We start from the raw sequence: 25315 nt of genomic DNA on the forward strand, positions 1-25315 counted from the left end.
GAAAGGCATCAAACCCATGAAAATCAGTCATCGTTTACGCCGCGCGGCAACTGTCGTCACGGCGGGTCTTCTGGTCAGCACCCTTGCAGCCTGCGGTGGTTCCACCGCCAAGGGAAATGCCGGCACCGAAGGGGTCAGCGCAGAAGAAATCGCAACCGCCCTGCAGACCGAGACGACCCTCACCGTCTGGGGGTGGGCCCCGCAGCTCGAGCCGATCGTGGAAGCCTTCGAGGCGAAATATCCCAAGGTCAAGGTCAACCTGGAAAACGTGGGCACCGGCAACGACCACTACACAAAGATCCAGAACGCGGTCAAGGCCGGAAGCGGCGCACCGGACGTGGCCCAGATCGAATATGCGGCACTGCCGCAGTTCGCACTCTCCGATGCGTTGGTCGACCTGAAGGCATACGGCGCGGGGGAACTGCAGGCCAACTACACCCCTTCGACGTGGGGTTCGGTGAACCTCAACGGCGGCATCTACGCACTCCCGCAGGACTCGGGTCCCATGGCCATGTTCTACCGGGCGGACGTCTTTGAAAAGCACGGCATCGAGGTGCCAACCACTTGGGACGAATACATTGCCGCCGGAAAGAAGCTTCACGCAGCCGATCCCAAGGCCTACATCACCAACGACATCGGCGATGCGGGCTTCACCACGAGCATGATCTGGCAGGCCGGAGGCCAGCCTTACAAGGTCGAAGGCTCCACGAACGTGCAGATCAACCTCCAGGACGAGGGATCCAAGGCCTGGACCCAAAACTGGAACCAGCTGGTCGAAGGAAAGCTGGTGGCGCCCGTCGCCTCGTGGAGCGACGAATGGTACAAGGGGCTTTCCGACGGAAACATTGCAACCCTCATCATCGGTGCCTGGATGCCCGCCAACCTGGAATCGGGTGCCGCCGATGGCAGCGGCAAGTGGCGCGTGGCTCCCATGCCGACCTATGGAAAGGGCAAGCCCGCAGCCGCGGAAAACGGCGGTGGCGGCGACGCCGTGCTCAAGCAGAGCAAGAACAAGGCTGCGGCCTACGGCTTCCTCCAGTTCAGCAACGGCCCCGAGGGCTCCAAGATCCACGCCGCAAACGGCGGATTCCCCTCCACCACCGCGGACCTGCAGGACCCCGCATTCCTCGGTGCCGAGAGCAAGTACTTCGGCGGCCAGAAGATCAATGAGGTCCTCGTCCAGGCTTCGAAGGATGTAGTCCCGGGATGGTCGTACCTGCCATTCCAGACCTACGCCAACAGCATCTTCAGCGACACCGTGGGCCAGGCCTACGGGTCCAACAGCGACCTGAACGCCGGGCTGGTTGCTTGGCAGGACGCGAGCATCAAGTACGGAAACCAGCAAGGATTCACCGTTTCCGCCAAGTAGGACACCGGGCGGTCCGAAAGCCGTCCGTCGCCGGCTTTCGGACCGCCCACCCATGTGAGAAAAGGATCTCTTTGACATGCCCACTTTGACCATCGGAGAGCACGACTTTCTGCTCGACGGCCGCCCCCACCGCATCCTTTCCGGAGCACTCCACTACTTCCGGGTCCACCCCGATCTGTGGGCGGACCGGATCCGCAAGGCACGGCAGATGGGCCTGAACACCATCGAAACCTACGTTGCCTGGAACGCCCACGCACCCGCCAGGGGAACCTTCGACACCGCCGGGATCCTGGACCTGGGCCGCTTCCTGGACCTGGTCGCCGCCGAGGGCATGCACGCGATCGTGCGCCCCGGCCCGTACATTTGCGCCGAATGGGACAACGGGGGACTGCCCGCATGGCTCTTCGGAAGCGGCGCGGAAACAATCCGTTCCGACGACCCCGTCTACATGGCCGCGGTATCCGAATACTTCGAACAACTCGCGCCCATCCTGGTCCCCCGCCAAGCGCACCTCGGGGGACCGATCGTCCTGGTCCAGATCGAGAACGAGTACGGCGCCTACGGGACCGACGGCTCCTACCTTGAAAAGCTCGTCAAGATCAACAGGGAAATCGGGCTCACGGTGCCATTCACCACCGTCGACCAGCCCCAGGGTGACATGCTCGCCAATGGCAGCCTGCCCGGCCTGCACAAGACCGGGTCCTTCGGATCCCGGTCCGCCGAGCGCCTCGACACGCTTCGCCTCCACCAGCCCACCGGACCGCTCATGTGCTCGGAATTCTGGGTGGGATGGTTCGACCACTGGGGCGCCCACCATCACACCACCAGCGTGGAGCATTCCGCGGGGGAACTCGAAACCATGCTTGCCCGCGGCGCGTCGGTGAACATCTACATGTTCCACGGCGGCACCAACTTCGGATTCAGCAACGGCGCAAACGACAAGGGCGTCTACCAGCCCATCGTGACCAGTTACGACTATGACGCGCCCCTGGACGAGGCAGGCAATCCGACGCCGAAGTACTGGGCCTTCCGCGAGGTGCTTGCGCGGTACACGGACCTTGCCGAGCACGACGCCCCCGCCCCGCCCGCCCCGGCTCCCGAGCTGGTTGTTCCGTTGACCGGCACCCTTCCGCTGTGGGACCTCGTCGACGCTTCGGACCGCTGGACCTCCTCAGGGGAAGGGCCTCTGCCCACCGACGCAGTCGGCCACTTCTCCGGGTTCAGTGTCTACCGGACCCGGATCGAGGTCTCCGGCCCAGCGGTGCTGGTCCTCGACGAAGTGCGGGACAGGGCGCAGGTGTTCCTCAATCGCCGGGGAATCGGAACACTTTCGCGCGACAACCACGACCGCACCCTGGTGTTGCCCGACGACGCCAGCGGGACGCTGGAGATCCTCGTGGAGGACCAGGGCCGCGTGGACTACGGCCCGCGGCTCGGCGAACCCAAGGGCCTGATCGGCGAGGCAAAGGTCAACGGGGTGCCCGTTCGCGAGTGGGATCTTCTCCCGCTGAATCTCGAGGACATGGGTCCCGTGGCCGAACGCTTCGTACGCTCCGAGTCGCGCCCCGTCACTCTTTTGGCAGGGCCGTCCTTCGCGCACGCAACCTTCGACCTTCCCGAGGTTGCCGACATGTTCCTGGACATCAGCGGTTGGGGCAAGGGCGTGGCCTGGGTCAACGGCTTCTGCCTCGGACGGTACTGGTCGAGGGGCCCCCAGCGGACGCTCTACATCCCGGGGCCCCTGCTGCGACCCCACTCGAATGAGGTCATCGTCCTTGAATTGCAGGCTGCCGTCAGCCCGGTGGTTTCATTCGTTTCGGTCCCGGGCCTGGGCCACACCGAGTTCTGACCCCGGGCCACAACGGGGCAACAACCACTGAACGGGTCATTCCGCGGTGCCTGGAACCGTGCGGATGACGGCACCTGCGCCGTCGGACGGACGGCGCATCGATGAGACGCCGGACGGGAATCCGGCCCCGAATCGTGGACCGGGGCCGGGCTAGGCCAGAACCGTCGACCCGCGGACCATGAGCGAGCTGTCCAACGTCAGCTGCGGCATTTCGAGGTCTTCCCCGTTGATGAGCTTGAGTAATTGCTCGGCGGCGCGCCGGCCCAGCAGCTCAGCGGGCAGGTTCACGCTGGTCAGTCCCGGGTTGCTGTTGGCGGAGTACGGCAGGTCGTCGAAGCCGGTGACCGCGAGCTCGCCCGGGACCGAGATCCCGGCGACGCGGGCCTCCTGCAGCACGCCGTAGGCGTGGGTGTCCGTTGCGCAGACCACCGCCGTGACTCCGGCCTTCTTCCATTCCGGCCAGGCATTCGCGAAGGCGTCAGCCGCCAGTCCCACATCGATGGTCGTGGCGGCCTGGGCGCCGTCGGGAACGCTCATGCCCAGCGAGGCGGCGGCCTCCAGGAAGGCTGTCCGGCGCAACTCGAACGTTGTGGTCCCGGTGATGCCGTCAAGGTATGCAATCTTGGTGTGGCCGGCCGCGGCAAGGTGGGCGGCCAGATCGCGGGCGCCCTGTGCGACGTCGAGGTTCACGGCCGGGACGTCTTCCCCGAAGCCGGGGGCATCGAGCAATACCAGGGGGCCGGTGGCCGAAAGCTCTTCAAGGAACGACGGATCCGGGGCATCGACCAGCAGGCCCGCGGGCCGGAGCCCCAGCAGACGTCGGGTGTCGGCCGCACTGGGCAGCTGGCCCGCGTCGGTGACCGAAAGCAGCAGCTGGTAATTCGATCCGAGTGCGCTGCGCACCCCGGCGATGACCTTGGCGAAGAACGGGTTGGAGATATCGGGTGCCACCATAATGATGGTGGTGCTGACGCCGCGGGAGAGCGAGCTGCCGATGCTGTCGATGACGTAGCCGAGTTGGCTGATCGCGGCCAAGACCTTGGCCTCGTTGGCCGCCGAAACCCGGCCCTGGGTCTTGCCGTTGGCAACCAGGGACACGGTTGCCGTGGAAACACCAGCGTGTTCGGCCACCATCGCGGCAGTGACGCGCCGTCTCATGGGCGCAGTGATGCGCGGCAAATCCGTAGAATCCATGGCTTTAATCCTAGTCGAGACCGTGCGCCATTGTGTCGAAACGCGTTAAGCGTTTGACCTGATGGTATGCGCACGGCACGTTAAGCGTTTGACGTGAGCCCGGAAAAGGTGCCAGACTTCCTATGAAACCCCCGTTCCTGTTTCGTGTCCAAGGGCACAGCAGTTCCCCCAAAGATGTGGAGAAAACCATGGGCGAACCCTCAGTGGAAGCCGCGCCGCGCAAGATCATCCTTGACTGCGACCCCGGCCATGACGATGCAGTTGCCATCCTTCTGGCACACGGCAGCCCGGCCATCGAGCTGCTTGCCGTGACCACGGTCGTCGGCAACCAGACCCTCGAAAAGGTCACCAAGAACGCCCTTGCCGTGGGCACCATCGCGGGCATCACCGGCGTCCCGTTCGCCGCCGGTTGCGCCCGCCCCCTGGTGCGCACCATTGAGAACGCCCCGGACATCCACGGCGAATCCGGCATGGACGGCCCCGCGCAGCCGGAGTCGAGCATCGAGCTGGACCCGCGACACGCGGTGGACCTGATCATCGAGACCGTCATGGCCCACGAGCCGGGCACCGTCACCCTGGTGCCGACCGGCGGCCTGACCAATATTGCGCTGGCGGCCCGCAAGGAACCCCGCATTGTTGAGCGCGTGAAGGAAGTCGTCCTCATGGGCGGCGGCTACCACGTGGGCAACTGGAGCGCCGTGGCCGAATTCAACATCATCATCGACCCCGAGGCCGCACACATCGTCTTCAACGAGAAGTGGCCCGTGGTCATGGTCGGGCTCGACCTGACCCATCAGGCGCTGGCCACCGACGAGGTAGTCGCACAGATCGAGGCAGTGGGCACCGGCCCGGCCAAGTTCGTGCGGGAACTCATGGACTTCTTCAAGGCGACCTACAAGGACGCCCAAGGCTTCGACTTCCCGCCGGTGCACGATCCGTGCGCCGTCGCCTACGTGATCGACCCGAGCATCGTTTCCACCCGCAAGGTGCCCGTTGACATCGAGTTGCAGGGCAAGCTGACCCTGGGCATGACGGTCGCGGACTTCCGCGCGCCGGCCCCTGCCGACTGCCACACCTCGGTTGCCGTGGACCTTGACCACAAGCGCTTCTGGGACCTGGTCACCGACGCACTCGTGCGCATCGGAGAGGTCGAGGTAAAGACCGCATGAGCACCGTGATCGACAAGGGCACCATGACCCGCGGCGGCACCGCCGCCCTCACCGCCGCGCTGCTGACCGCCTGCGTGGCCTTCCAGCTCAACGCCTCCATGCTCAGCCCCGCGCTGGTCACCATGGGCGAGGAACTGAACACCAACCAGGCCGCGATCGGCCTGTCGCAGACCTGGTTCTTCACCACGGCCGCACTCTTCTCCCTGTTCCTGCCGCGTCTTTCCGACGTCGTGGGCCGCAAGCGCATCCTGGTCATCATGATGCTGATGACCGCCGTCGGCTCCGTAGTCGCGGCGCTTGCACCGAACATCGGCTGGCTGTTCGCCGGACGAATCATCCAGGGCATCTCCGGCCCCACGGTGCCGCTGGCACTGTTGATGCTGCGCAGCGCGGTCCCGAACCCGAAGCGCTACGGCGCGCTCATGGGCCTGATCCTGGCCGTCAACGGCGGCGTCGCCGGCGTCGACTCCTTCCTGGGCGGCTACCTGGCCGAGAACCACGGATTCCGTTCCATCTTCTGGTTCATGGTGGTCCTGGCCGTTCTTGCGGCGCTGGCCGTCGCCCTGCTGACGCGTGAAACCAAGCCGCAGGCCGGCACCAAGATGGACTGGCGCGGCGTCTTCTTCATCGTCGTTGCCGTCGGGTCCTTGCTGACCGCGCTCAACGAAGCCTCCAAGCTTGTCAGCGGCATGTCCTCCCAAACATTGCTGCTTTCGCTGGTGCTGCTGGCCGTGGCCGCCGCCGCTTTCTACGGTTTCTGGACCACGGAAAAGCGCGTGGCCGAACCGATGGTGCAGATCGAACACCTGCGCCAGCGCGCCACCTGGGCGCCGCTGCTGACCACCACGCTGACCATGACCGGCATCTTTGCGGTCATCAACGGCATCGTCCCGGCCTACGTCCAGGCCGCGGCACCCGGGTTCGGCGTCGGCCCCACGCAGACCGCGCTGCTGATCCTCACCCCGTACGCGCTGCTGGGCTGGGTCTTCGGCCCGATCAGCGGCCGCCTGGCTCCTGTGCTCGGCTACAACAAGGTGCTGCGCATCGGCATGCTCGGCAGCATTGCCGCCTTGCTGATCATCGTTTTCTTCGGGCTGAATTCCCTGCCGGTGATGATTGCCGGCACCGCGTTGCTGGGCATCATGTACGCCGGAACGGCCAACATCATGCTCAACGGCCTGGGCGTCGTGCTCTCGCCGCCGGGCAACCCCGGCTTCCTGCCGGGCATGAACGCGGGCGCCTTCAACCTGGGCGCCGGTCTGAGCTTCCTTGTCCTGCCCGCAGTGCTTGTGGGAACCTCTAACCTGGGCGACCACGCTTCCTACTTCACGGTGGTCATGGTCGGCCTGGTCATTACGGTCGCGGCATTCGCCGCTTCACTCTTGATCCCCAAACCAGTCGACGCAGAGGTGCAGTAATTGAACCAGCAAACCCCCAGCAATGAAACAGGCCGGATCGTGGTGGTCGGCTCGCTCAACGCGGACCTGACCATCTACACCGAGCGGCTCCCGCAACCGGGGGAGACCCTGCATGGCGAGGGCTTCACCGTGAACCCGGGCGGAAAGAGCGCCAACCAGGCGGTTGCCGCAGGTCGGCTCGGCGGTGCTGTTTCGCTGGTGGGTGCCGTGGGCCAGGATTCCAACGGCGACATGCTGCTGGCTTCCTGCTCTGCGGCCGGCGTGGACGTCACGCAGGTGAACCATGTTGCCGGTGTCGAGACCGGGGTGGCCGTGGTGACCGTCGATGCGCACGGCGAGAACAGCATTGTCATCTCCGCCGGTGCCAACGGAACGCTGCGTCCCGCCGACGTGGCCGCCGCCCAGGCCGCTTTCGAGGGTTCCTCGGTGGTCTGCCTGTGCCTCGAGGTCGGGCTGGACACCGTCCAGGCAGCCGCCCAGGCCGGGCACGATGCCGGTGCAACCGTGCTGCTGAATCTTTCCCCGTACGCACCGGTGGCGCCCGAGCTCGCATCCCTCGCGGACGTGTTGCTTGTCAACGCACACGAGGCCTCGCAATTCCTGGGCGGGGAAGAAATCCCCGCGCCGGATGCGCCGACCTGTGACTGGGAGCCGGTGCTCGAGCACTTCGCCGCCCGCGGGCTTGACCGCGCGGTCGTGACGCTGGGGGCCAACGGCTCGGTGGTCCTTGACGGACTGGCCGGGGCCGAAGGCCGTGTTGTCCGCATTGCACCGACCAAGGTCGATGCGATCGATACGACCGGTGCCGGAGATGCCTTCACCGGCGCATTGGCGGCACGCCTTGCCGCCGGCGATTCGCTGTACACCGCTGCGGCCTTCGCCTCGGTGAGCGCCGCGTTGGCCGCGACGAAGAAGGGTACGCAGGCCGCGTACCCCGATGAAGCCGGCGTGAACGCAGTGCTCGGCAACAAGCAGTAGCTTTCCCGGGGCCACGGCCCAGAACCGAAACGGCCGTCGCAACATCCGCATTCGCGGTGTTGCGGCGGCCGTTTTCGTTTTCCTGGACGCGGCCCGCTTTCCATATGCTGTCTGGCCCGCCCACGGGTCCGAAAACCTTCGATTCCCGGTCTGCTGACACCCGGCAACGAAGAACCTCCCTGGATGTTGATTCGGCATTGCGATCGTCATCCGAATGTAAGGAAACTTCCGAGTCAGGACGGAAATTCGGGATCCTTCGGGCTGGGCCGAATCTGCATCGAGTTGCGAAATAGTACAAATCTGCGATAATTGAAGATCGACAAGTTCGTTTCTAGAAGAAAACAAGTGCCTTGGATTGTGTCCAAGTGCCACCAGATACCTAGTTCAAACTGCTTGGCGTGATCAGCTGGACCGAGATGCCTTCGCTTGTGTCGAAATCGACGGCAAGAAATCCTATGGCTCTGTTGCCAGCTGAACGGAATTGTGCGGCATCAAGCCGGACCGAGGTGCCTGAAAAGACACCTCGTGCATGGTTCCAGACGTTCGAAGCGGCTCGCTTCGAATACCAAACGAACAGCCTTTACGGGCCGGTTCGCACCGCAACACACGGGAAAGGTGTCCAAGAAATTTTATGGACGCACCCAATCGGCAGGTCTTCGGGAACCCGACCCCGCAGGCTTTGCCGCACTTTAGAGAGAGGATGATTCAAAAATGACTCCAGGCCACGAAACCTTGGTTATTACAGCCTTTTCGATGATCGCAATGCTCAGCGTCGTGACGTTTGCAATGGTTGCCCGCTACCGCAAGGCCCACTCGTTGGGCGAAGGCGCCGGCACGTCCGAAAAGGCATAACAGCTCGTAGCTATACGACATGACAGTGAGGGGCGGTCCGAAAGGACCGCTCCTCTCTGTGTCTCCGGGATATGCTCCGGCCCTCTTCGGGGCAGAGGAAAGCAGGCATCCCGAAAATCCCCTGGGGATTGAGAAGTGCCGTGGAACTCTGGAATGAGGCACCCGTTAAGGGATATGCTCCGATCATCATGAAAACCTGCGGCGACTAGGTATTCACTGCGAAGTGGGCCGTTGCGGACCAATTAAATAATCTGTGCAAAACCTTTGTGACTCGCGCTTTCCCTTGAGCAGGAGTAGGTCAATGACAGCTAATCCCACATCTCCACATCAGCACAGCATCGCAGAGAAAGCCTCTTGGCTGCCATTGATCGTTGTGGTGCTCACCCAGATCCAAGCCTCATTCGCGGTGAACGCGCTGACCGTCTCCATGGCAGGCATCACCACCGACCTGGACACCCCTGCAACCTCCGTCGGCACGGCGATCACTGCCGGCACCTTCTCGATGGCCGCCTTCATCCTGCTCGGCGCAAAGATCGGAGCCCGCTTCGGAACCCGAAAGGTCTTCCAGATCGCGGTGGCGATCCACGCAGCGGCCATGGCATGCGTGGCGCTGAGCGTCAGCCCCGCCATGCTGTTCATCGCCCAGGCATCCTCCGGCGCGGTCATCGCGCTGGTCGCCCCGGCACTGACCGTCTTCATTGCCACCAACTACAAGGACGCCCAACAAGCCAAGGCCATCGGGCTGTTGGCTGCCGCGATCCCGGCAGCCGGCGTGCTGGCATTGCTGCTTGCCGGCTGGTTTGCCACCACCATCGGCTGGCGCTACTCGTTCGGCCTCATGGTTGTCCTCGGCGCGATCAACCTGTTGCTGAGCTTCAGGCTCAAGACGATCCCGGCGCAGCCTGCGCTGAAGATCGACTGGACCGGCGCCATCATCGCAGCCGTTTCCATCATCTTCCTCAGCTTCGGGTTCAGCGGCCTCTCCGGCTGGGGTATCTGGTTCGCCACCGAGCAGGCACCGTTCAACATCATGGGCCTCTCACCGGCCCCGCTGCTCATCCTGCTTGGCCTGATCGGCGGCCAGGTCTTCTTCTCCTGGATCCGCAAGCGCCAGGACGCCAAATTGCCGCGTATCTTTGACCTGCGGGTGCTGGCGTCCAGCTCAGAACTGGCCATCACCGCCTGCATGGCCATCATGCTCTTCGTTGGAACCGCAGCGAACTTCCTGATCCCGCTGTACATGCAAATGGTGCAGGGACGAAGCGGCATCCAGACCTCGTTCTCGCTGATTCCCTACACGCTGAGCATCTTCCTGGCCAGCACTTTCGTGGCGTTCCTCTACAGCAAGTTCACGCCGAGCCTCATCGCCCGCGTGGGATTCGTGGTTGTCGCCGGGGCCCTGTGCCTGATCGCCTTCACCATCCGCAACGACTGGGGCCAGCTCTTCGTGGTCCTGGGCTTGGTCCTGCTCGGCCTGGGACAGGGCGCCATCGTCGCGCTGGTCTTCAACACGCTGCTCAGCTCCGTGCCGAAGCCGCTGGCCGGCGACGTCGGCGCCTGGCGCGGTTTGGTGCATAACCTCTCTGGCTCCGTGGGCATCGCCGTGGCCAGCGCCTTCGCCGTGGGAATGCTCGCCTCGCTGATCGCCTCCGGTGCCGCCGCGCACCCGGAGATTTCCGACCAACTGATTTCGGAGGTCAACATCAGCGATGCGGACTTCATGACCAACGCGCAGCTCGAGGCGGCCATCGGGGAGCGCGCCGGCAGCCCCGAGGAACTGGCCGCGGCCGTTGAGGTCAACGCGGAGGCCCGGCTGCGTTCCCTGCAGCTCTCGCTGCTGGGGCTCGCCGGGTTGGCGCTGCTGGCGATCGTCCCGGCAGGGCGCATGCCAAAGCGCTTGCAGGACGGCCTGCCCGCACAGATGGAGCCCGACGACCCCGACGCACTGGACCTCGACAGCCCGGAAGCAACAAAGGAGAACCCGTGAAACTCGACGCATACAAACTGATCCCCGAGGATTTTTCACCGGTGCCCTCGCTGCACGCGGGCGACCCCGTCATCGACTGGGTGGACGCCTTTGCCGGGGTCGAGGCGGTGGCCGTGCTGGTGTGCAGCGACGGGGACGTCCCCGCCGAACTGGGCCTGGATCGCGAGGCGCTCGGCAGGGCCGGGTTCACCGGCGCGGCCGGCGGCACGCTGCTTGTCCCGACCGCGGACGGGCCCCTGCTGGTTGCCGTGGGCGTGGGAGTGCTCGCCGACCTGGACCAGCACGCACTGCGCGATGCCGCGGCCAACGCCACCCGCGCGACCAAGGGCAAGGCCCGGTTCGGGCTGCGGATTCCGGACACTGAGTTGGACGCCGAAACCCTGGGCCGCGTCGTCTCCGAGGGCATCCTGCTGGCCCGCTACGCCTTCACCCCGCTGAAGAACGGCGGGGCCTACACCGCGTTGGAACTCGTGCAGGTCTGCGCGGACGGCACCGACCCTGCCCAGGCCGCGGACGGCACCGGGATCGGACGGATCAACGCCCGCGCCGCAAATATCGCCCGCGACCTGTGCAACGCCCCGCCCAGCCACCTGACCGCCGTGGCATTGGCGGGGGTGGCCAGGGAACTCGGGGAGCGCTTCGGGTTCGAGGTGCAGGAATTCGACCGCGAGGAACTCATCGCGATGCGCTGCGGCGGCCTCCTCGGGGTCAACGCGGGCAGCGCCCAGGAACCACGCATGATCAAGCTCCACTACGCGCCCCCGGCCAAGGCCACGGGGCACCTGGGGCTGGTAGGCAAGGGCATCATGTACGACTCGGGCGGCGTGAGCTTGAAGCCCAGCGACCCGATGCACCTGCTCATGAAGATGGACATGGGCGGGGCCGCCTCGGTGCTGGCCACGTTCACCGCGCTGCGCGACCTGGGTGCCGGCGCGGAGGTCACCGGCTTCCTGATGTGCACCGACAACATGCCCGACGGCTCGGCCTACAAGCTCGGGGACGTGCTCACCACCCGCAGCGGGCTGACCATCGAGGTCAAGAACACCGACGCCGAGGGCCGCCTGGTCATGTGCGACGGACTCACCCTGGCCCTCGAGGACGAGGTGGACGCGGTGGTGGACATCGCCACGCTCACCGGTGCGGCGCTCATGGCCCTGGGCCAGCTCACCGCGGCCCTGCTGGGCAACCACCAAGCGCTCGTCGATGCCGTGCGCAGCAGCGCTTCGAACACCGACGAGCAGGTGTGGCAGCTGCCACTGGAGCGCAAGTACCGCAAGCAGCTGGACTCGGACATCGCGGACATCTCCAACCTCGGAGGCAAGTACGCGGGGGCGACCACTGCCGCGCTGTTCCTTGCGGAGTTCGTGGGGGAGACCCCGTGGGCCCACCTGGACATCGCCGGCACCATGCAGTCGGATACCGACGACGTGTGGCGCTCCAAGGGCGCCACGGGCTTCGGCACCAGGACGCTGATCGACCTGGCGCAGAACTTCTCGCGCCGCTGACCCTCGGGAAGGATTCTTCGCCGAGACAAGCTCCGGCCGGTGCGCCGTACCCGCAGGACGCGGGTGCGGCGCACCTTCCATGGAACCGCACGGACAAAACCACGAATGGGCCACGAACGGGGGGAACCGATGTACACCATCCGCGAGTACCGACCCGGGGACGAGCCTCAGTGGCTCGAATGCAGGCTGCTGAGCTTCTTCGGGACCGACTACTACGACGACGTGAAGACCGCCAAGACCGTCCTGCCCGACCCGCAACTCTGCTTCGTTGCAGAGGAAGAGAGCCGGGTGCTGGGGCTCATCGACGTCGAGGTCGACGGGCAACGCGCAACCATCGATTCGATCGCAGTGCGCCCGGAAGCCCAACGCCGGGGGATCGCCGGAGCGCTGCTGGGACACGCCATTGAACGGCTGCCGGAGGGAGTTCTCACCCTCGATGCGTGGACGCGGGAAAACACCGAGGCAAACGCCTGGTACCAACGCAGCGGATTCGTCGAAAACCACAGCTACCTGCATGTCTACAAGGGGTGGGACGAGCCGAACGACGGGTACGCCAGCCCGCCCGGTCTCTCCGCACCGGTCATGGCGTTCATGCACGCCGACATCGAACACGAGGCTGCCATGCGGGAAAAGCACGCGCGGGTGTACACCTGCAGGCAGTACCTGAAGCAGCTCTGAGGCAATTGCCGAGTCGCCGGGCGGGGCGCCAGTCACCGCAAAATCGGGCCGCCTCACCGAGCAACCCCGCCCGGGGACGGCCCTGCGGGTGCTTTTGGTACGGGTGTGACGCGATCACCCGATAAAGTGGCGCAGATGACACTTGCGCAACATGTGTCAAACGTCTTAGGAAGGGCAGCCGTGCACGATCGGATCCATCACTCCAAGTTCTTAGACCTCCTGATGTCGGCCGAGCAGGCCGCCGCCCTGGTGAAGCCGGGGATGACGGTGGCCATGAGTGGTTTCACCGGCGCCGGCTACCCCAAGGCCGTCCCCGGCGCGCTCGCCGGGTTGATGGAATCCGAGCACAATGCGGGCCGCGACTTCAAGATCAACGTGCTCACCGGCGCCTCGACGGCACCGGAGCTCGACGGCGTGCTGGCCCGCGCGGGCGGCATGGAACTGCGACTGCCCTACATGTCCGACCCGGAGCTGCGCCGCCGCATCAACGACGGCGAGATGGAATACATGGACATCCACCTGTCCCATGTGGCCCAGCACGCCTGGTTCGGCTTCTACGGCAAGATCGACCTGGCCATCATCGAGGTCGTCGGCGTGACAGAGGACGGCCGGCTGATCCCGTCCTCCTCCGTGGGCAACAACAAGACCTGGCTGGACATGGCCGACAAGGTCATCATCGAGGTCAACTCGGAGCAGTCCGCCGCCATGGACGGCATGCACGACATCTACTACGGCACCGCGCTGCCCCCGCACCGCAAGCCGATCGAGCTGACCGCAGCGGACCAGCGGATCGGCGAGCCCTACCTGCGCGTGGACCCGGCCAAGATCGTCGGCGTGGTGGAAACCAGCGCCCCGGACCGGTTGAGCCCGTTCGCGCCGGTCGACGAGACCAGCACGCAGATCGCCGACCACCTGCTGGACTTCCTGGACCACGAGATCCGTGCCGGCCGCCTCACCGACAAGCTGCTGCCGCTGCAGTCGGGCGTCGGCAACATCGCCAACGCGGTGCTCGCCGGGCTGGCCCGCGGCGGCTACAAGGGCCTGCAGGCCTACACCGAGGTCATCCAGGACGGCATGCTGTCGCTGCTCAAGGACGGCACGCTCGATTTCGCCTCGGCCACCTCCTTCTCGCTGTCGGCTGACGGCATCGACGAGTTCAACGCGCACGTAGACTTTTACCGCGAGCGCATTCTGCTGCGCACCCAGGAAATCTCCAACCACCCGGAGCTCGTGCGCCGGCTGGGCTGCATCGCGTTGAACGGCATGATCGAGGCCGACATCTACGGCAACGTGAACTCCACCAACGTGGTCGGCTCGCACGTCATGAACGGCATCGGCGGCTCCGGCGACTTCGCCCGCAACGGATACCTCTCGGTCTTCATGTCCCCGTCGACGGCCAAGGGCGGGAAGATCTCCGGCATCGTCCCGATGGCCAGCCACGTGGACCACACCGAGCACGACACCATGATCCTGATTACCGAGCAGGGCCTGGCCGACCTTCGCGGGCTTTCCCCGAAGATGCGCGCCCAGGTGGTCATCGACAAGTGCTCAAACCCGGAGTACCGCCCGATGCTGCAGGACTACTTCGACCGTGCCCGCGTCGGCAGCTACGGCAAGCACACCCCGCACCTGCTGAACGAGGCCCTCAGCTGGCACCAGCGCTATATCGAGACCGGGGACATGCGCCCGGGTATTGCCACCGGCTAAGCGGCTTCGGCTCTTGCCGTTTCGCGACGGGCACCCCCTCGACCGCCACGGCAGGCGGTCGAGGGGACGGAGCTGTCGGACCCGGACCCTGCCTGCACCGGCTTCCCCGCCGGCCGCCGGCGGGATGGCGATCAAACACCTTGACGCAGGGCGCTTCGGCTTCTAGCATTCGACTCGTGAACGTGCCCATTGAAGTGGGCCGCTGGTTTCGGGGTCGCTGGAACCAGCTCCATACCTTCTGATCCCCGGGGAAACCCGGGGTTCGGCATCTGTTTGATTCCCCGTTGGCGGGGTCGGAGTCCGGGACGGACGCAGGCCAAACGGAGTGGCAATGACTGTCGCAGGCATGAACGGTCCCCACGTGGTGTTGCTGGCCACGGGCGGAACAATTGCCTCCCGCGCGCCGGAAACCGGGGGAGGGGCTGTCGCTTCCGATGCCGGGGACCAGGTCCTCATGAGCCTGGGGGTGCCATCCCCGTACCCGGTTCGCGTGGTCGATGTTTTCCGGAAGGGTTCCTACCTGCTGACGGTGGACGACATGATTGCGGTCTGCGTCCGGATCAAGGATGCTCTGGCCGATCCCCTTGTCCTGGGAGTGGTTGTCACCCACGGCACGGACACCATGGAGGAGACGTCCTATCTTGTTGACCTCACCCACGATGATCCCCGGCCTGTGGTGTTCACCGGGGCGCAGCGGGCCGCCGACTCGCCGGACCCAGACGGTCCCGGCAACCTGGCCCGGGCCGTCGCCGTGGCCGGTGCCCCCGAAGCCCGCGGCGCGGGGGTGCTGATCGTCTTCGCGGGGGAGGTCTTCCCTGCCGGCGGGGTGCGCAAGAGCCAGACAACCAAGCCGAACGCCTTCGCAAACCCGGATTTCGGGTCGGCGGGATCCGTCTCGGCCGCGGGCGAGGTCCGCATGGGCCGCCCGCCGGTCCGCATGGAGGCCTTGACCTTGCCGGGACCCGCGGCCGGATCTCCGCGTGTCGACTTGGTTGCCTCATACCCCGGGGCCGACGCCACGCTGCTGCGGGCCGCGTTGGGTGCCGGCGCCGCGGGGATCGTGTTGCAGGGGACGGGAATCGGCAATGCAAATCCGCTGCTGTGCGCGGGGATCTCCGAAGCCACGCGGGCCGGCATCGTCGTGGTGACAAGCACTCGGGTGGACGCCGGGCCAGTGGTCCCCGTGTACGGTGCCGGCGGCGGTGCGGACCTGCGCTCGGCAGGGGCCATACCCTCCGGGCTGCTGCGGCCATCCCAGGCCCTGGTGCTGCTCAGCCTCCTGCTCCGTATCGGAACCTCCGGAACCCGCATTGCGGAGGTCTTTGCCCTCCGGGGTGGGTCTCGTCTGCTCCCCGCCGGCCCGGGCGCAACGTAAACCAGCAAGCAAAGCCAGTGAAAGGTTGAGGTCATGGCCAAGGACATTCAAGTCGCGTTCGGCGTCGATGTCGACGCGGTTGCCGGAATGCTCGGTTCTTACGGGGGCGGGGACTCGCCGTGCGACATCTCCCGCGGGATGTTCAGCGGGGAGGTCGGGGGTCCGCGGCTCATCCGGCTCTTTGCGAAATACGGGCTGCCGGCCACCTGGTTCGTACCGGGCCACTCGATCGAGACGTTCCCGGACCTGACAAAGATGATCGTCGATGCCGGGCACGAGATCGGGGTCCACGGCTATTCGCATGAAAACCCGATTGCCATGACCAGAGCGCAGGAAACCGCAATCCTCGACCGCTCCATGGAGCTGATCGACAAGGTGTCCGGCCGCCGCCCCACCGGCTACGTGGCACCGTGGTGGGAGTTTTCCCCCGTCACCAACGAGATCCTGCTCGAGCGGGGTTTCAAGTACGACCATTCGCTCATGCACAACGACTTCGAGCCGTACTACGTCCGGGTCGGCGACAGCTGGAAGAACATCGATTACACCAAGGACGCCGAAACCTGGATGGAGCCGCTGGTCCGCGGGCGGGAAACCGGTCTGGTGGAGATCCCTGCCAACTGGTACCTGGACGACCTGCCTCCCATGATGTTCATCAAGGCATCCCCGAACTCCCACGGGTTCGTCAGCCCCCGGGAGATCGAGCAGACGTGGCGCGACCAATTCGACTGGGTCCACCGGGAGATGGACCAGGCCGTCTTCACCATGACCATCCACCCGGATGTCTCCGGGCGCCCGCAAGTGTTGCTGATGTTGGAGCGCCTCATCGAACACTTCAGCAGCCACGACGGCGTCAGCTGGCGCACCTTCGACCAGATCGCCGACTCGTTCCTGGAACGCAGCCCGCGGACGGAAAGCAACCCCTGAGCATGCGGCAGGGTGCCTTCTACCCGTGGGCATCGAGTCCCACCGGTGCCGACGCATCTGCCGCCTGTCGGAAGAGCTGTGGACCGCAGTGGTGCAACGCGCGGTTCGGGCGCGTTGCACCACGGCCATCGGCTGGCCGGCCGAAACACCGGCTCTTCCGGTCGCTGGTGCCCAGTGGCGAATCGCTGAGACGCGGGGCCTATGCGGAAACGGCGTTGCCCTGGTCCGGGCCAAGGACCAGCGGCTGTGCCGACGGCAGCACCACGTTCGGCTGAGCGGGAACCAGCGGATCCATGCCCATGCGGGTGCGGTACCAGGAGGATTCGGTGGCGACCCAGATGGTCATCGGCAGGCCGGTGAACCACCCGGTGTATTCCCGCTCCGGGGTCCACTTTGCCGAGCGCTCGTAGTAGCTCCAGGAAGCCTCGTTGCGGTTGTCGATCACCGTAATCGGGGTCCCGCCCATGGACAGGGCGTAGGTGAGCCGCGCGTCGGCCATGTGCTGGCGGATTCCCAGCCGGCGGTAGGCGGGGTGCACGAACATCCCACCGAGTTCCAGCGGGCGTTCCACCTCGGTGGGTGCCGTCACGGAGGTGTGCACGATTCCGACACCCACGCGGGTGCCCTCGTGCAGGGCGGTGACGACGAATTCGGCATGATCCATGCGCTCGTGCCAGCGGGCATCGGGCGTGTGGCAGAGTGCGGACAGGGCATCGCGCTCGGCGCCCATGGGCGGAGCGTAAGACAGGGAGTACTCAATGGTTGGAAGCACTGGGAGCGGTCCTCTAAGTGAAAAAGAGCGAACGAAAGAAGGGGTTCCCGGGATTACGCCGGGCCGGTTCTTTGGCCGGTAGGGGACCGATGCCGGCGGCTCCCGGCAGCTTCCTTGTAGGGCCCAGTTTTTGGGCGTCGTGGAAACGACAAAAGAAATTATTACCCGAGCGTAGGCCTCTTGTAAACACGGCTCGAAAGCGCCAAGCTGGTGGACAAATTCAAGCGGCCCTTCGCGACGTTTGAAACCCCCGAAATTCCCCGTATTTACGCGGTTTTTGGTGCCCATGAAGTTGCCGGGGTGCGGGCGGCGTTTTACGGAAAATTCATGCGCCCGTTTCCCGTGGTTTCCGGGGCCGCTCGGGCCGGTTTTCGGTGGAGGTGGTTCGAGGCCGGTGAGCGCGGCCCGCACGTAGGAGTTCGAGGTCGGGGCAACGCCGTCGATTTGGTGTGCACCTCGCACCTCGGCTAACCTTGTGAGGTACGCCCCTGTGGGGCTGATCGATCGGTTCTTTAGCTCAGTTGGTTAGAGCGCTCGCCTCACACGCGAGAGGTCAGCAGTTCGAGTCTGCTAAGAACCACCAACAAGAAAACCCCCGGCATTTGCCGGGGGTTTTCTTTATGCCCGTGGGCCGCGTTCGCGCCCTGGTGGGAGCTACTCGTTGAGCATCTCCAGAACCAGGGGCTTCACCTTGGCGCCCAGCAGTTCGATGCTGCGGACCATGGTTTCGTGCGGCAGGGTCCCGTTCGAGTACTTGATGTCGACCCGTGAGAGGCCCAGCCCCTTGGCGAACGTGGCGATCTTCTTGGCCACGGTTTCCGGGCTGCCGGCCAGGAGGGAACCTTCCGGGCCGGCCGAGGCCTGGAACCGCATGCGGCTTGCCGGCGGCCAGCCGCGCTCGGCACCCAACCTGTCCATGGTGCGCTTGTAGTGCGGCCACAGAAGATCCAGGGCTTCGTCATCGGTGTCGGCAACCAGTCCGTGGAAGTGCGCGCCGATCTTCTGCTCCGGGTGGCCGAATTCCTCGAGCGACCGCTTGTAGAGGCGGGTCAGCGGTTCAAAGGCCATGGGTGCGCCGCCGATGATGGCCAGGAAGAGCGGCAGCCCGTGGCGGCCTGCCCGGACAACGGATTCCGGGCTTCCGCCGACGCCGACCCAGGTGTCCAGCTGGCCGGATTCGATGGGTGGGTAAACGCTCTGGTTGCGCAAAGCGGACCGGGTCTGTCCCTGCCAGGTCACCGGCTCGGACTTGCGGAGCTTGGCAAAGAGGGCGAGCTTCTCCTCAAAGAGGATTTCGTAGTCGGAGAGTTCGTAGCCGAAAAGCGGGAACGACTCGATGAAGGATCCGCGGCCCAGGATGACCTCGGCGCGGCCGTTGGAGAGCGCGTCGACAGTTGAGAAGCGCTCGTAGACGCGCACGGGATCGTCGGAGCTCAGGACCGTGACCGCGGAGCCCAGCCGGATGTTCTTGGTCACGCCGGCGATGGCGCCCAGAACGACCTCGGGTGCCGACACCGAGTAATCGTCACGGTGGTGTTCCCCGACGCCGAAGAAGTCCAGTCCCGCGGCTTCCGCGGCCTTGGCTTCCTCGACAACGTTTCGAATGACCTGGGCCGGGTGCAGCAGGCGGCCATCGGAATCCTCGGTGATGTCTCCGAATGTCTCTACGCCGATTTCAAGTTGCCGGCGCTGGGTGTGGTTTTCGCTCATGGTCGCAGTGCTCGCCTTCCATAGATTTGAATACTTTTGCATCTATTTTTGCTCAACGCGGGTGGCTCGGAGGATATTCCCGGGCCGCTCCCCGAAGGCCTGTGCGCAGGGCAACATGTGAGCCACGAAACCTGTTCAATAAATACCCAAGATACGGCTGTAAGGTGGGGGTGAAAAGGCGCAACCGACAGGAGTGAGCGTGTCTTCAGGCAAGGATCCGGACGGTGCCAAAACGGTGCCCTCCGGTGAAGACCCAAATCCACATGTCGCGAGCATCAGGCGGGTTCATACACGTGAAATGAACGTGGTGGTCCCGGCCGATCCAAGCGCGCCCGAGACGCCGAAACGGCCGCCCGCGCCCGGAAACCCGGCAGTGCCCGGACGGCGCACGATGGATCACGGGAAACACTCGACACCTCCGCGGCAGACGCCGAGGGCACCCGAGCAGCCGGCCAAGTTGCCTCCCGCGGTGCAGGACAAACTGAACGCCCAAACCGGCCAGGTCGGCGTGACCCCCAGCGGGGCCCCCGCGTTGCCGCCGAGGGCCAACCCCACGGCCAGACGCATGATTGCCCGCTGGCTGGCCTCCGACACCCCTCCGACCCAGGCGTTCAGCATCGTGGACAGGCTCAGGGGCACGCCCTACGCCAACCCCAAGGTCAACTCGGCGCAGGACGCCTCGGCGCGCAAGACCCTGGAATTCGCGCTGGATCTGGCCGAAACGATGTTCCGTTACGGGGCCGGTGCCCTGGAGGTCGAGACGAGCGTCATCGCGGTGACCGCGGCCCTGGGCCTGCGGCACATCGACGTGGACATCACCAACCAGTCGATCCATCTGAACTTCTCCCCGCCCGAGGGCGAGTCGTACTCCATGCTGCGCGTTGTGCGCTCGTGGACCAACAACTTTGCCGGCCTTGCCTACGTGCACCAGCTGGTCTCCGACATTGTCGCCGGCGGTGTCACCCGCCAGCAGTCGGTGGACAGGCTTCGGGAAATCTCCCGGCAGCCAAAGCCCTTCCCGCGTTGGATGGTGTCCGGCGCGGCGGGCGGATTCGCCGCGGCGTTTGTTGTCTTTATCGGCGGATCCCTGGTGGGGGCCGCGATTGCATTCTTCACCGCGCTTTTGGTCGGCCAGATCGCGAAGTACGCTTCGCGTTGGCGCATCCCCGATTTCTTCTCGATCGCCGCGTCGACCTTTGTGGTCACGGCCATCGCCGTGCTGTTCCATGCCTTGAATGCGCCGATCGACCCGGCATTGGTGGTTTCGGGCGGAATCTTGTTGCTGCTGCCCTCGTCCCGGTTCGTGTCGGCGCTGCAGGATGCCATCAACGGGTTCCCCGTGACCGCCGCGGGCAGGTTCTTCTCCGCGGGACTCAGCTACGCCGCAATCCTGACGGGCATCATGGCCGCCCTGGTGATCGGCCAATTGGCCGGTGCGCCGGAGCTTGACGTGCGGACCATCGACAAGATCGCCTACCCGGGGTGGCTGCTGGTCATCCTGGTCGCGGCGGCCGTCGTGCTGGGTGCCGTTACCGAACAAACCAGCCGGACCCTCCTGCTTCCTACCGGGGCCATCGCGCTGCTTGGCTATCTTTTGCTGCTGGGCATCCAGGCCCTGGGCGTGGGGGACCGGACCGCTCCGGCCGTGGCCGCCACGTTCATCGGCTTGGCGGGCCGCATCGTTGCGCACCGGATGCGGGCGCCCCAGCTGGTGCTTGCGGCCCCCGCCATCGTGTTCCTGCTGCCGGGCTTGATGATCTTCCGGTCCATGTACGGCCTGGTGTTCGACATCGAGGACATGACGGGTGCGCTGATCGACATGTTCACGGCGTTCACCATCATGATGGCCATCGCCGGCGGCGTGGTCTTCGGGGACACCCTGGCGCGGCCGTTCACCGGCAGCGCCGTCAGCGGGGAACGCAGCGGCATCCGCCGCCGTTAGCGCGTGCGGCTTACCGGGGCAGCGACCAGTCAATGGGGGCTGCCCCTTGCGCTTCCAGCAGCTGGTTGGTTCGGCTGAAGGGGCGCGACCCAAAGAACCCCCGGCGTGCCGAGAGCGGCGAGGGATGCGCGGAGGCGATGATCGGGGTGTCGCCGAGGCGGTCGCCCAGCGCCTGGGCGTCCTTGCCCCAGAGGATCGCAACCAGCGGGGCATCGCGTGCGGCAAGCGCCTCGATCGCCGCGTCGGTGACGGCCTCCCAGCCGATGCCGCGGTGGGAGCCCGCGGCGCCGGCGCCGACCGAGAGCACTCGGTTCAGCAACACCACTCCCTGGGCCGCCCACGCCGAAAGGTCGCCGTGGGTCGGGGTGATTATTCCCATGTCCGTGTGCAGCTCGGTGTAGATGTTCTGGAGGCTCCGGGGGAGCGGGTTCACGGTTGCCCGGGTCGAGAAACTCAGGCCCACGGAATGCCCCGGCGTTGGGTATGGATCCTGTCCCATGACCAGCACCCGGGCATCGGCCAGTGGCGACCTGAAGGCTCGCAAGATGTTCTCGGGTGCCGGAAGCACGTGCTCCCCGGCGCCTCTGCGCTTCTCGAGGGTCCGGGCAATGGCGACGAGGTTGCCTTCCACCGGAGCCAACGCCTCGGCCCAGTCGGCGGCCACGAGGCCCGCCGCAACCGCATCGCCAAGCCCCTTGTCGAAGGGGAACCTGGTGGTGTCGGGCTGTTCGTCGGGTAGCTCAAAGAGCGTTGGTTCTCCGGTGTCCATAGGAGCCATTGTGGCCGGATCGGACCCCCTTGAGGCAAATGACATGCACCGGATCCGCGTTAGAATAATTACATTGAACTAATTTGTTGGGGTTCACCATGCGGGGAACTGGATTGTTGAGGGTGTGCGATGCCAACCGAGGCACTTGGGCTTGATTTCGAGCTTGATGAATCCAGTGAATTGGACGAGCGTTCCCAGCGGATACTTGCGCTGGAGCGGCAGTGGTGGAAGTACGCTGGAGCCAAGGAGCAGGCAATCGCGCAGCTCTTTTCCATCTCCGCAACCAACTACTATCAGCTGCTGAATACCCTGATCGACACGGACGCCGCGTTGGCTTATGACCCCATGCTGGTCAAACGATTGCGTAGACTACGAACGACGAGGCATCGCGCTCGTTCGGCCAAAAAGGTCGAATCAGAGGCTTGAGTGCAACGCAGGTTGAAGGTTTCATTCTTCAGCCGCGCCTGCACCCTTGTATCCGCGTGTGCCCCCAAAGCTAGACACATCACCGAGGACGGGCATGACCAACTATCCGCGCGATGAATTTGATCGCGTCCCAGAGTTCAGCAACCGCAGTGGCTCGCACCGCGCCAATGGCTGGGCGGCTGCCGCATCTGTCGGTGGCGCGCGCCCGGGCCTTCGTTGGCTGGTGGTCTTCGGTGCCGTTGCTTTGCTGGTCGGAGTGTTTTCCTTCACGGCATTGCCCAAGCTCCTGAACGACGGAGGCGGCAAGCCCCCGGCAAACGTGGCGGCAAGCAGCTCCGAGTCCTCGGCCGACAAGTCGGCGTCGAAGGGCTCGGCGAAGGAATCCGAGAGCTCGAAGGCCTCTGACAAGTCCTCGAAGTCGGCTGAACCCAGCGAATCCGATGCGGTCCCGAGCGGCAGCGAATCGGGCCTCGGCGACGCAGCCGATCTCTCGATGAAGGTGGGTGTCTACAACGGCGCCAAAAAGGTCGGACTTGCCGGCACTGTGCGCACCACGCTCCTGAACGCGGGATTCACCAATGTCTCGGCCGCCAACTGGAGCAAGCAGGTTACCTATTCCACGGTTTACTACCGTGACGAGGCCAGCCGCGCCACCGCCGAACAGGCAGCCAAGGAGCTTGGAATCACCTCGATCGTGAAGACCAGCAACATCCCGGGCAGCATTGCCGTGGTCCTGGGAAACACCTTCCGCTAAGGACCGCGCCGCTGTCTATGCTCTGGGCTAACGCGTACAGCTTGCACTCTCCATGCTTGAGTGCCAAGATTTGTATTAGCACTCACGAGTTCCGACTGCTAATTCGATCGAAGTTTCGAGGCGAATCCATGCGGTCCGGAGTCTGTGTTTGAGTGAGTCCTGGACCTGAGCAGCGAGAATGTTTCACGATCGTCCCATGACATCGCGGAACATTCGTCCGTCGCGGGCGTTGCCTCCGGTCGTAGATAAGCATGAACGTCCCGAAAGGACATAGCCGCTATGGCCAAGATCATTGCATTTGATGAGGAAGCACGCCGCGGCCTTGAGCGCGGCCTGAACATTCTGGCCGACGCCGTCAAGGTAACGCTCGGCCCGCGTGGACGCAACGTCGTTCTGGAAAAGAAGTGGGGCGCCCCCACGATCACCAACGACGGTGTCTCCATCGCCAAGGAAATCGAGCTCGAGGACCCGTTCGAAAAGATCGGCGCCGAGCTCGTCAAGGAAGTTGCCAAGAAGACTGACGACGTTGCTGGCGACGGCACCACCACCGCCACCGTTTTGGCCCAGGCACTGGTCAAGGAAGGCCTGCGCAACGTTGCAGCCGGCGCCGACCCGCTGTCCCTGAAGCGCGGCATCGAGAAGGCTGTCGAGGCCGTCACCGTTGAGCTGCTGGCTTCCGCCAAGGAAATCGAAACCAAGGAAGAGATTGCGGCCACCGCATCGATCTCCGCAGGCGACGAGGAAATCGGCGCACTGATCGCCGAGGCACTGGACAAGGTCGGCAAGGAAGGTGTCATCACCGTCGAGGAGTCGAACACCTTCGGCCTCGAGCTTGAGCTCACCGAAGGCATGCGCTTCGACAAGGGCTACATCTCCGCTTACTTCGTGACCGACAACGAGCGTCAGGAAACGGTCCTCGAGGATCCGTACATCCTGATCGTCAACTCGAAGATCACCAACGTCAAGGACATGGTCTCCATCCTGGAGAAGGTCATGCAGTCGAACAAGCCGCTGCTGATCATCGCCGAGGACATCGAGGGCGAAGCCCTTGCCACCTTGATCGTGAACAAGATCCGTGGCCTGTTCAAGTCCGTCGCCGTCAAGGCTCCGGGCTTCGGCGACCGCCGCAAGGCCATGCTGGCCGACATCGCCATCCTCACCGGTGGCCAGGTCATCTCCGAGGAAATCGGCCTGAAGCTCGAAAACGCCACCATCGACCTGCTGGGCTCCGCCCGCAAGGTCGTTGTCACCAAGGACGAGACCACCATCGTCGAGGGTGCAGGCGACGCCGAGGAGATCGCCGGTCGCGTCAACCAGATCCGCGCCGAGATCGAGAACACCGATTCGGATTACGACCGCGAGAAGCTGCAGGAACGTCTGGCCAAGCTGGCCGGCGGCGTTGCAGTCATCAAGGCCGGTGCCGCAACCGAGGTCGAGCTCAAGGAACGCAAGCACCGCATCGAAGATGCAGTGCGTAACGCCAAGGCCGCCGTTGAAGAAGGCATCGTCGCCGGTGGCGGCGTGGCACTCATCCAGGCCGGCGCTGCTGCATTCGCCAAGCTGGAACTGACGGGCGACGAAGCAACCGGTGCGAACATCGTCCGCGTTGCCATCGAAGCACCGCTGAAGCAGATCGCCTTCAACGCCGGCATGGAGCCGGGCGTTGTCGCCGACAAGGTCAAGGGCCTGCCGGCCGGTCACGGCCTGAACGCCGCCACCGGCGAGTACGTCGACCTGTTGGCTGCAGGCGTGAACGACCCGGTAAAGGTGACCCGCTCTGCACTGCAGAACGCCGCCTCGATCGCCGGTCTGTTCCTCACCACCGAAGCCGTTGTTGCTGACAAGCCGGTTCCGGCAGGCGCAGCAGTAGGCGCCGGCGACGACATGGGCGGCATGGGCGGATTCTAATCCCCCCTGCAGCACCGCTGGCAATACCG

The 25315-nt window shown here is 65.0% G+C and carries 20 protein-coding genes and 1 tRNA gene; 17 read left to right on the top strand and 4 right to left on the bottom strand.

Going from position 1 to position 25315, the window contains the following annotated elements; all coding sequences use genetic code 11:
- Positions 1-16: 16 nt before the first annotated feature.
- Both ACFY5D_RS20300 and ACFY5D_RS20305 read left to right on the top strand, forming a co-directional pair.
- Entirely contained in the window at positions 17-1369 is a 1353-nt protein-coding gene (locus ACFY5D_RS20300) for an ABC transporter substrate-binding protein (RefSeq protein WP_387534071.1), read from the top strand.
- Positions 1370-1445: 76 nt separating this feature from the next.
- Positions 1446-3218: a beta-galactosidase family protein gene (locus ACFY5D_RS20305; protein ID WP_387534073.1), complete on the top strand. Its 1773-nt coding sequence runs from the start codon at positions 1446-1448 to the stop codon at positions 3216-3218.
- 150 nt (positions 3219-3368) lie between these two features.
- Here ACFY5D_RS20305 and ACFY5D_RS20310 read toward each other — a convergent pair whose 3' ends face one another.
- Positions 3369-4412, bottom strand: coding sequence for a LacI family DNA-binding transcriptional regulator (locus tag ACFY5D_RS20310; RefSeq protein ID WP_387534075.1), 1044 nt, complete (start codon positions 4410-4412; stop codon positions 3369-3371).
- A 188-nt stretch (positions 4413-4600) separates the two neighbouring features.
- Between ACFY5D_RS20310 and ACFY5D_RS20315 the strand changes: the two genes are divergently transcribed.
- From ACFY5D_RS20315 to ACFY5D_RS20360, 10 genes are all read left to right on the top strand, one after another.
- Positions 4601-5581 (top strand): nucleoside hydrolase, encoded by a 981-nt coding sequence (locus tag ACFY5D_RS20315; protein WP_387534077.1) that lies wholly within the window; start codon positions 4601-4603, stop codon positions 5579-5581.
- Positions 5578-6999 carry an MFS transporter gene (locus ACFY5D_RS20320; RefSeq protein ID WP_387534079.1) on the top strand — a complete coding sequence of 474 codons (1422 nt, stop codon included), beginning with the start codon at positions 5578-5580 and terminating at the stop codon, positions 6997-6999. The genes ACFY5D_RS20315 and ACFY5D_RS20320 overlap by 4 nt, the downstream gene beginning before the upstream one ends.
- Positions 7000-7977: a ribokinase gene (locus ACFY5D_RS20325; RefSeq protein ID WP_387534081.1), complete on the top strand. Its 978-nt coding sequence runs from the start codon at positions 7000-7002 to the stop codon at positions 7975-7977.
- A gap of 711 nt (positions 7978-8688) precedes the next feature.
- Positions 8689-8829 carry a hypothetical protein gene (locus ACFY5D_RS20330; RefSeq protein WP_387534083.1) on the top strand — a complete coding sequence of 47 codons (141 nt, stop codon included), beginning with the start codon at positions 8689-8691 and terminating at the stop codon, positions 8827-8829.
- Between the two features lie 301 nt (positions 8830-9130).
- Positions 9131-10816 (top strand): MFS transporter, encoded by a 1686-nt coding sequence (locus ACFY5D_RS20335; protein WP_387534085.1) that lies wholly within the window; start codon positions 9131-9133, stop codon positions 10814-10816.
- On the top strand, positions 10813-12321 hold the full coding sequence (locus ACFY5D_RS20340; protein ID WP_387534087.1) for a leucyl aminopeptidase: 1509 nt from the start codon (positions 10813-10815) through the stop codon (positions 12319-12321). Before ACFY5D_RS20335 ends, ACFY5D_RS20340 begins: the two co-directional genes overlap by 4 nt.
- Before the next feature lie 105 nt (positions 12322-12426).
- Positions 12427-12999 carry a GNAT family N-acetyltransferase gene (locus ACFY5D_RS20345; protein ID WP_387534089.1) on the top strand — a complete coding sequence of 191 codons (573 nt, stop codon included), beginning with the start codon at positions 12427-12429 and terminating at the stop codon, positions 12997-12999.
- Positions 13000-13179: 180 nt separating this feature from the next.
- Positions 13180-14706, top strand: a complete 1527-nt coding sequence (locus tag ACFY5D_RS20350) for an acetyl-CoA hydrolase/transferase family protein (RefSeq protein ID WP_387534091.1) — start codon at positions 13180-13182, stop codon at positions 14704-14706.
- A gap of 331 nt (positions 14707-15037) precedes the next feature.
- On the top strand, positions 15038-16081 hold the full coding sequence (locus tag ACFY5D_RS20355) for an asparaginase (protein WP_387534093.1): 1044 nt from the start codon (positions 15038-15040) through the stop codon (positions 16079-16081).
- Between the two features lie 33 nt (positions 16082-16114).
- On the top strand, positions 16115-17005 hold the full coding sequence (locus ACFY5D_RS20360) for a polysaccharide deacetylase (protein WP_387534095.1): 891 nt from the start codon (positions 16115-16117) through the stop codon (positions 17003-17005).
- A 199-nt stretch (positions 17006-17204) separates the two neighbouring features.
- Here the strand turns inward: ACFY5D_RS20360 and ACFY5D_RS20365 are convergent, their stop codons facing one another.
- Positions 17205-17777: a GNAT family N-acetyltransferase gene (locus ACFY5D_RS20365; protein WP_387534097.1), complete on the bottom strand. Its 573-nt coding sequence runs from the start codon at positions 17775-17777 to the stop codon at positions 17205-17207.
- Between the two features lie 506 nt (positions 17778-18283).
- On the opposite strand from ACFY5D_RS20365, the gene ACFY5D_RS20370 reads away from it, so the two are divergent.
- Positions 18284-18360 (top strand) — tRNA-Val (locus tag ACFY5D_RS20370).
- Positions 18361-18431: 71 nt separating this feature from the next.
- On the opposite strand, the gene ACFY5D_RS20375 is transcribed toward ACFY5D_RS20370, so the two are convergent.
- On the bottom strand, positions 18432-19487 hold the full coding sequence (locus ACFY5D_RS20375) for an LLM class flavin-dependent oxidoreductase (protein WP_387534099.1): 1056 nt from the start codon (positions 19485-19487) through the stop codon (positions 18432-18434).
- 235 nt (positions 19488-19722) lie between these two features.
- On the opposite strand from ACFY5D_RS20375, the gene ACFY5D_RS20380 reads away from it, so the two are divergent.
- Positions 19723-21429 (top strand): threonine/serine exporter family protein, encoded by a 1707-nt coding sequence (locus ACFY5D_RS20380; protein ID WP_387534282.1) that lies wholly within the window; start codon positions 19723-19725, stop codon positions 21427-21429.
- A gap of 10 nt (positions 21430-21439) precedes the next feature.
- On the opposite strand, the gene ACFY5D_RS20385 is transcribed toward ACFY5D_RS20380, so the two are convergent.
- Positions 21440-22198, bottom strand: a complete 759-nt coding sequence (locus tag ACFY5D_RS20385; RefSeq protein ID WP_387534101.1) for a uracil-DNA glycosylase — start codon at positions 22196-22198, stop codon at positions 21440-21442.
- Between the two features lie 129 nt (positions 22199-22327).
- Between ACFY5D_RS20385 and ACFY5D_RS20390 the strand changes: the two genes are divergently transcribed.
- The 3 genes from ACFY5D_RS20390 (at position 22328) to groL (ending at position 25286) form a co-directional block, all read left to right on the top strand.
- Positions 22328-22624, top strand: coding sequence for a DUF3263 domain-containing protein (locus ACFY5D_RS20390; protein WP_387534103.1), 297 nt, complete (start codon positions 22328-22330; stop codon positions 22622-22624).
- Positions 22625-22718: 94 nt separating this feature from the next.
- Complete coding sequence (locus ACFY5D_RS20395) at positions 22719-23378, top strand: LytR C-terminal domain-containing protein (RefSeq protein ID WP_387534105.1); 660 nt, start codon at positions 22719-22721, stop codon at positions 23376-23378.
- 279 nt (positions 23379-23657) lie between these two features.
- Positions 23658-25286, top strand: a complete 1629-nt coding sequence (gene groL / locus ACFY5D_RS20400; RefSeq protein ID WP_387534107.1) for a chaperonin GroEL — start codon at positions 23658-23660, stop codon at positions 25284-25286.
- Positions 25287-25315 lie beyond the last annotated feature (29 nt).

The organism is Paeniglutamicibacter sp. NPDC012692 (genome assembly GCF_042901625.1).
GTDB lineage: Bacteria > Actinomycetota > Actinomycetes > Actinomycetales > Micrococcaceae > Paeniglutamicibacter.

What these genes read in the sequence shown, in the direction of transcription:
- ACFY5D_RS20355 (WP_387534093.1), top strand. Translation starts at nt 15,038, where the DNA reads ATGACTGTCGCAGGCATGAACGGTCCCCACGTGGTGTTGCTGGCCACG.
- ACFY5D_RS20390 (WP_387534103.1), top strand. Translation starts at nt 22,328, where the DNA reads ATGCCAACCGAGGCACTTGGGCTTGATTTCGAGCTTGATGAATCCAGT.
- ACFY5D_RS20335 (WP_387534085.1), top strand. Translation starts at nt 9,131, where the DNA reads ATGACAGCTAATCCCACATCTCCACATCAGCACAGCATCGCAGAGAAA.
- ACFY5D_RS20395 (WP_387534105.1), top strand. Translation starts at nt 22,719, where the DNA reads ATGACCAACTATCCGCGCGATGAATTTGATCGCGTCCCAGAGTTCAGC.
- ACFY5D_RS20385 (WP_387534101.1), bottom strand. Translation starts at nt 22,198, where the DNA reads ATGGACACCGGAGAACCAACGCTCTTTGAGCTACCCGACGAACAGCCC.
- ACFY5D_RS20330 (WP_387534083.1), top strand. Translation starts at nt 8,689, where the DNA reads ATGACTCCAGGCCACGAAACCTTGGTTATTACAGCCTTTTCGATGATC.
- ACFY5D_RS20375 (WP_387534099.1), bottom strand. Translation starts at nt 19,487, where the DNA reads ATGAGCGAAAACCACACCCAGCGCCGGCAACTTGAAATCGGCGTAGAG.
- groL (WP_387534107.1), top strand. Translation starts at nt 23,658, where the DNA reads ATGGCCAAGATCATTGCATTTGATGAGGAAGCACGCCGCGGCCTTGAG.
- ACFY5D_RS20310 (WP_387534075.1), bottom strand. Translation starts at nt 4,412, where the DNA reads ATGGATTCTACGGATTTGCCGCGCATCACTGCGCCCATGAGACGGCGC.
- ACFY5D_RS20320 (WP_387534079.1), top strand. Translation starts at nt 5,578, where the DNA reads ATGAGCACCGTGATCGACAAGGGCACCATGACCCGCGGCGGCACCGCC.
- ACFY5D_RS20315 (WP_387534077.1), top strand. Translation starts at nt 4,601, where the DNA reads ATGGGCGAACCCTCAGTGGAAGCCGCGCCGCGCAAGATCATCCTTGAC.
- ACFY5D_RS20345 (WP_387534089.1), top strand. Translation starts at nt 12,427, where the DNA reads ATGGGCCACGAACGGGGGGAACCGATGTACACCATCCGCGAGTACCGA.
- ACFY5D_RS20360 (WP_387534095.1), top strand. Translation starts at nt 16,115, where the DNA reads ATGGCCAAGGACATTCAAGTCGCGTTCGGCGTCGATGTCGACGCGGTT.
- ACFY5D_RS20300 (WP_387534071.1), top strand. Translation starts at nt 17, where the DNA reads ATGAAAATCAGTCATCGTTTACGCCGCGCGGCAACTGTCGTCACGGCG.
- ACFY5D_RS20305 (WP_387534073.1), top strand. Translation starts at nt 1,446, where the DNA reads ATGCCCACTTTGACCATCGGAGAGCACGACTTTCTGCTCGACGGCCGC.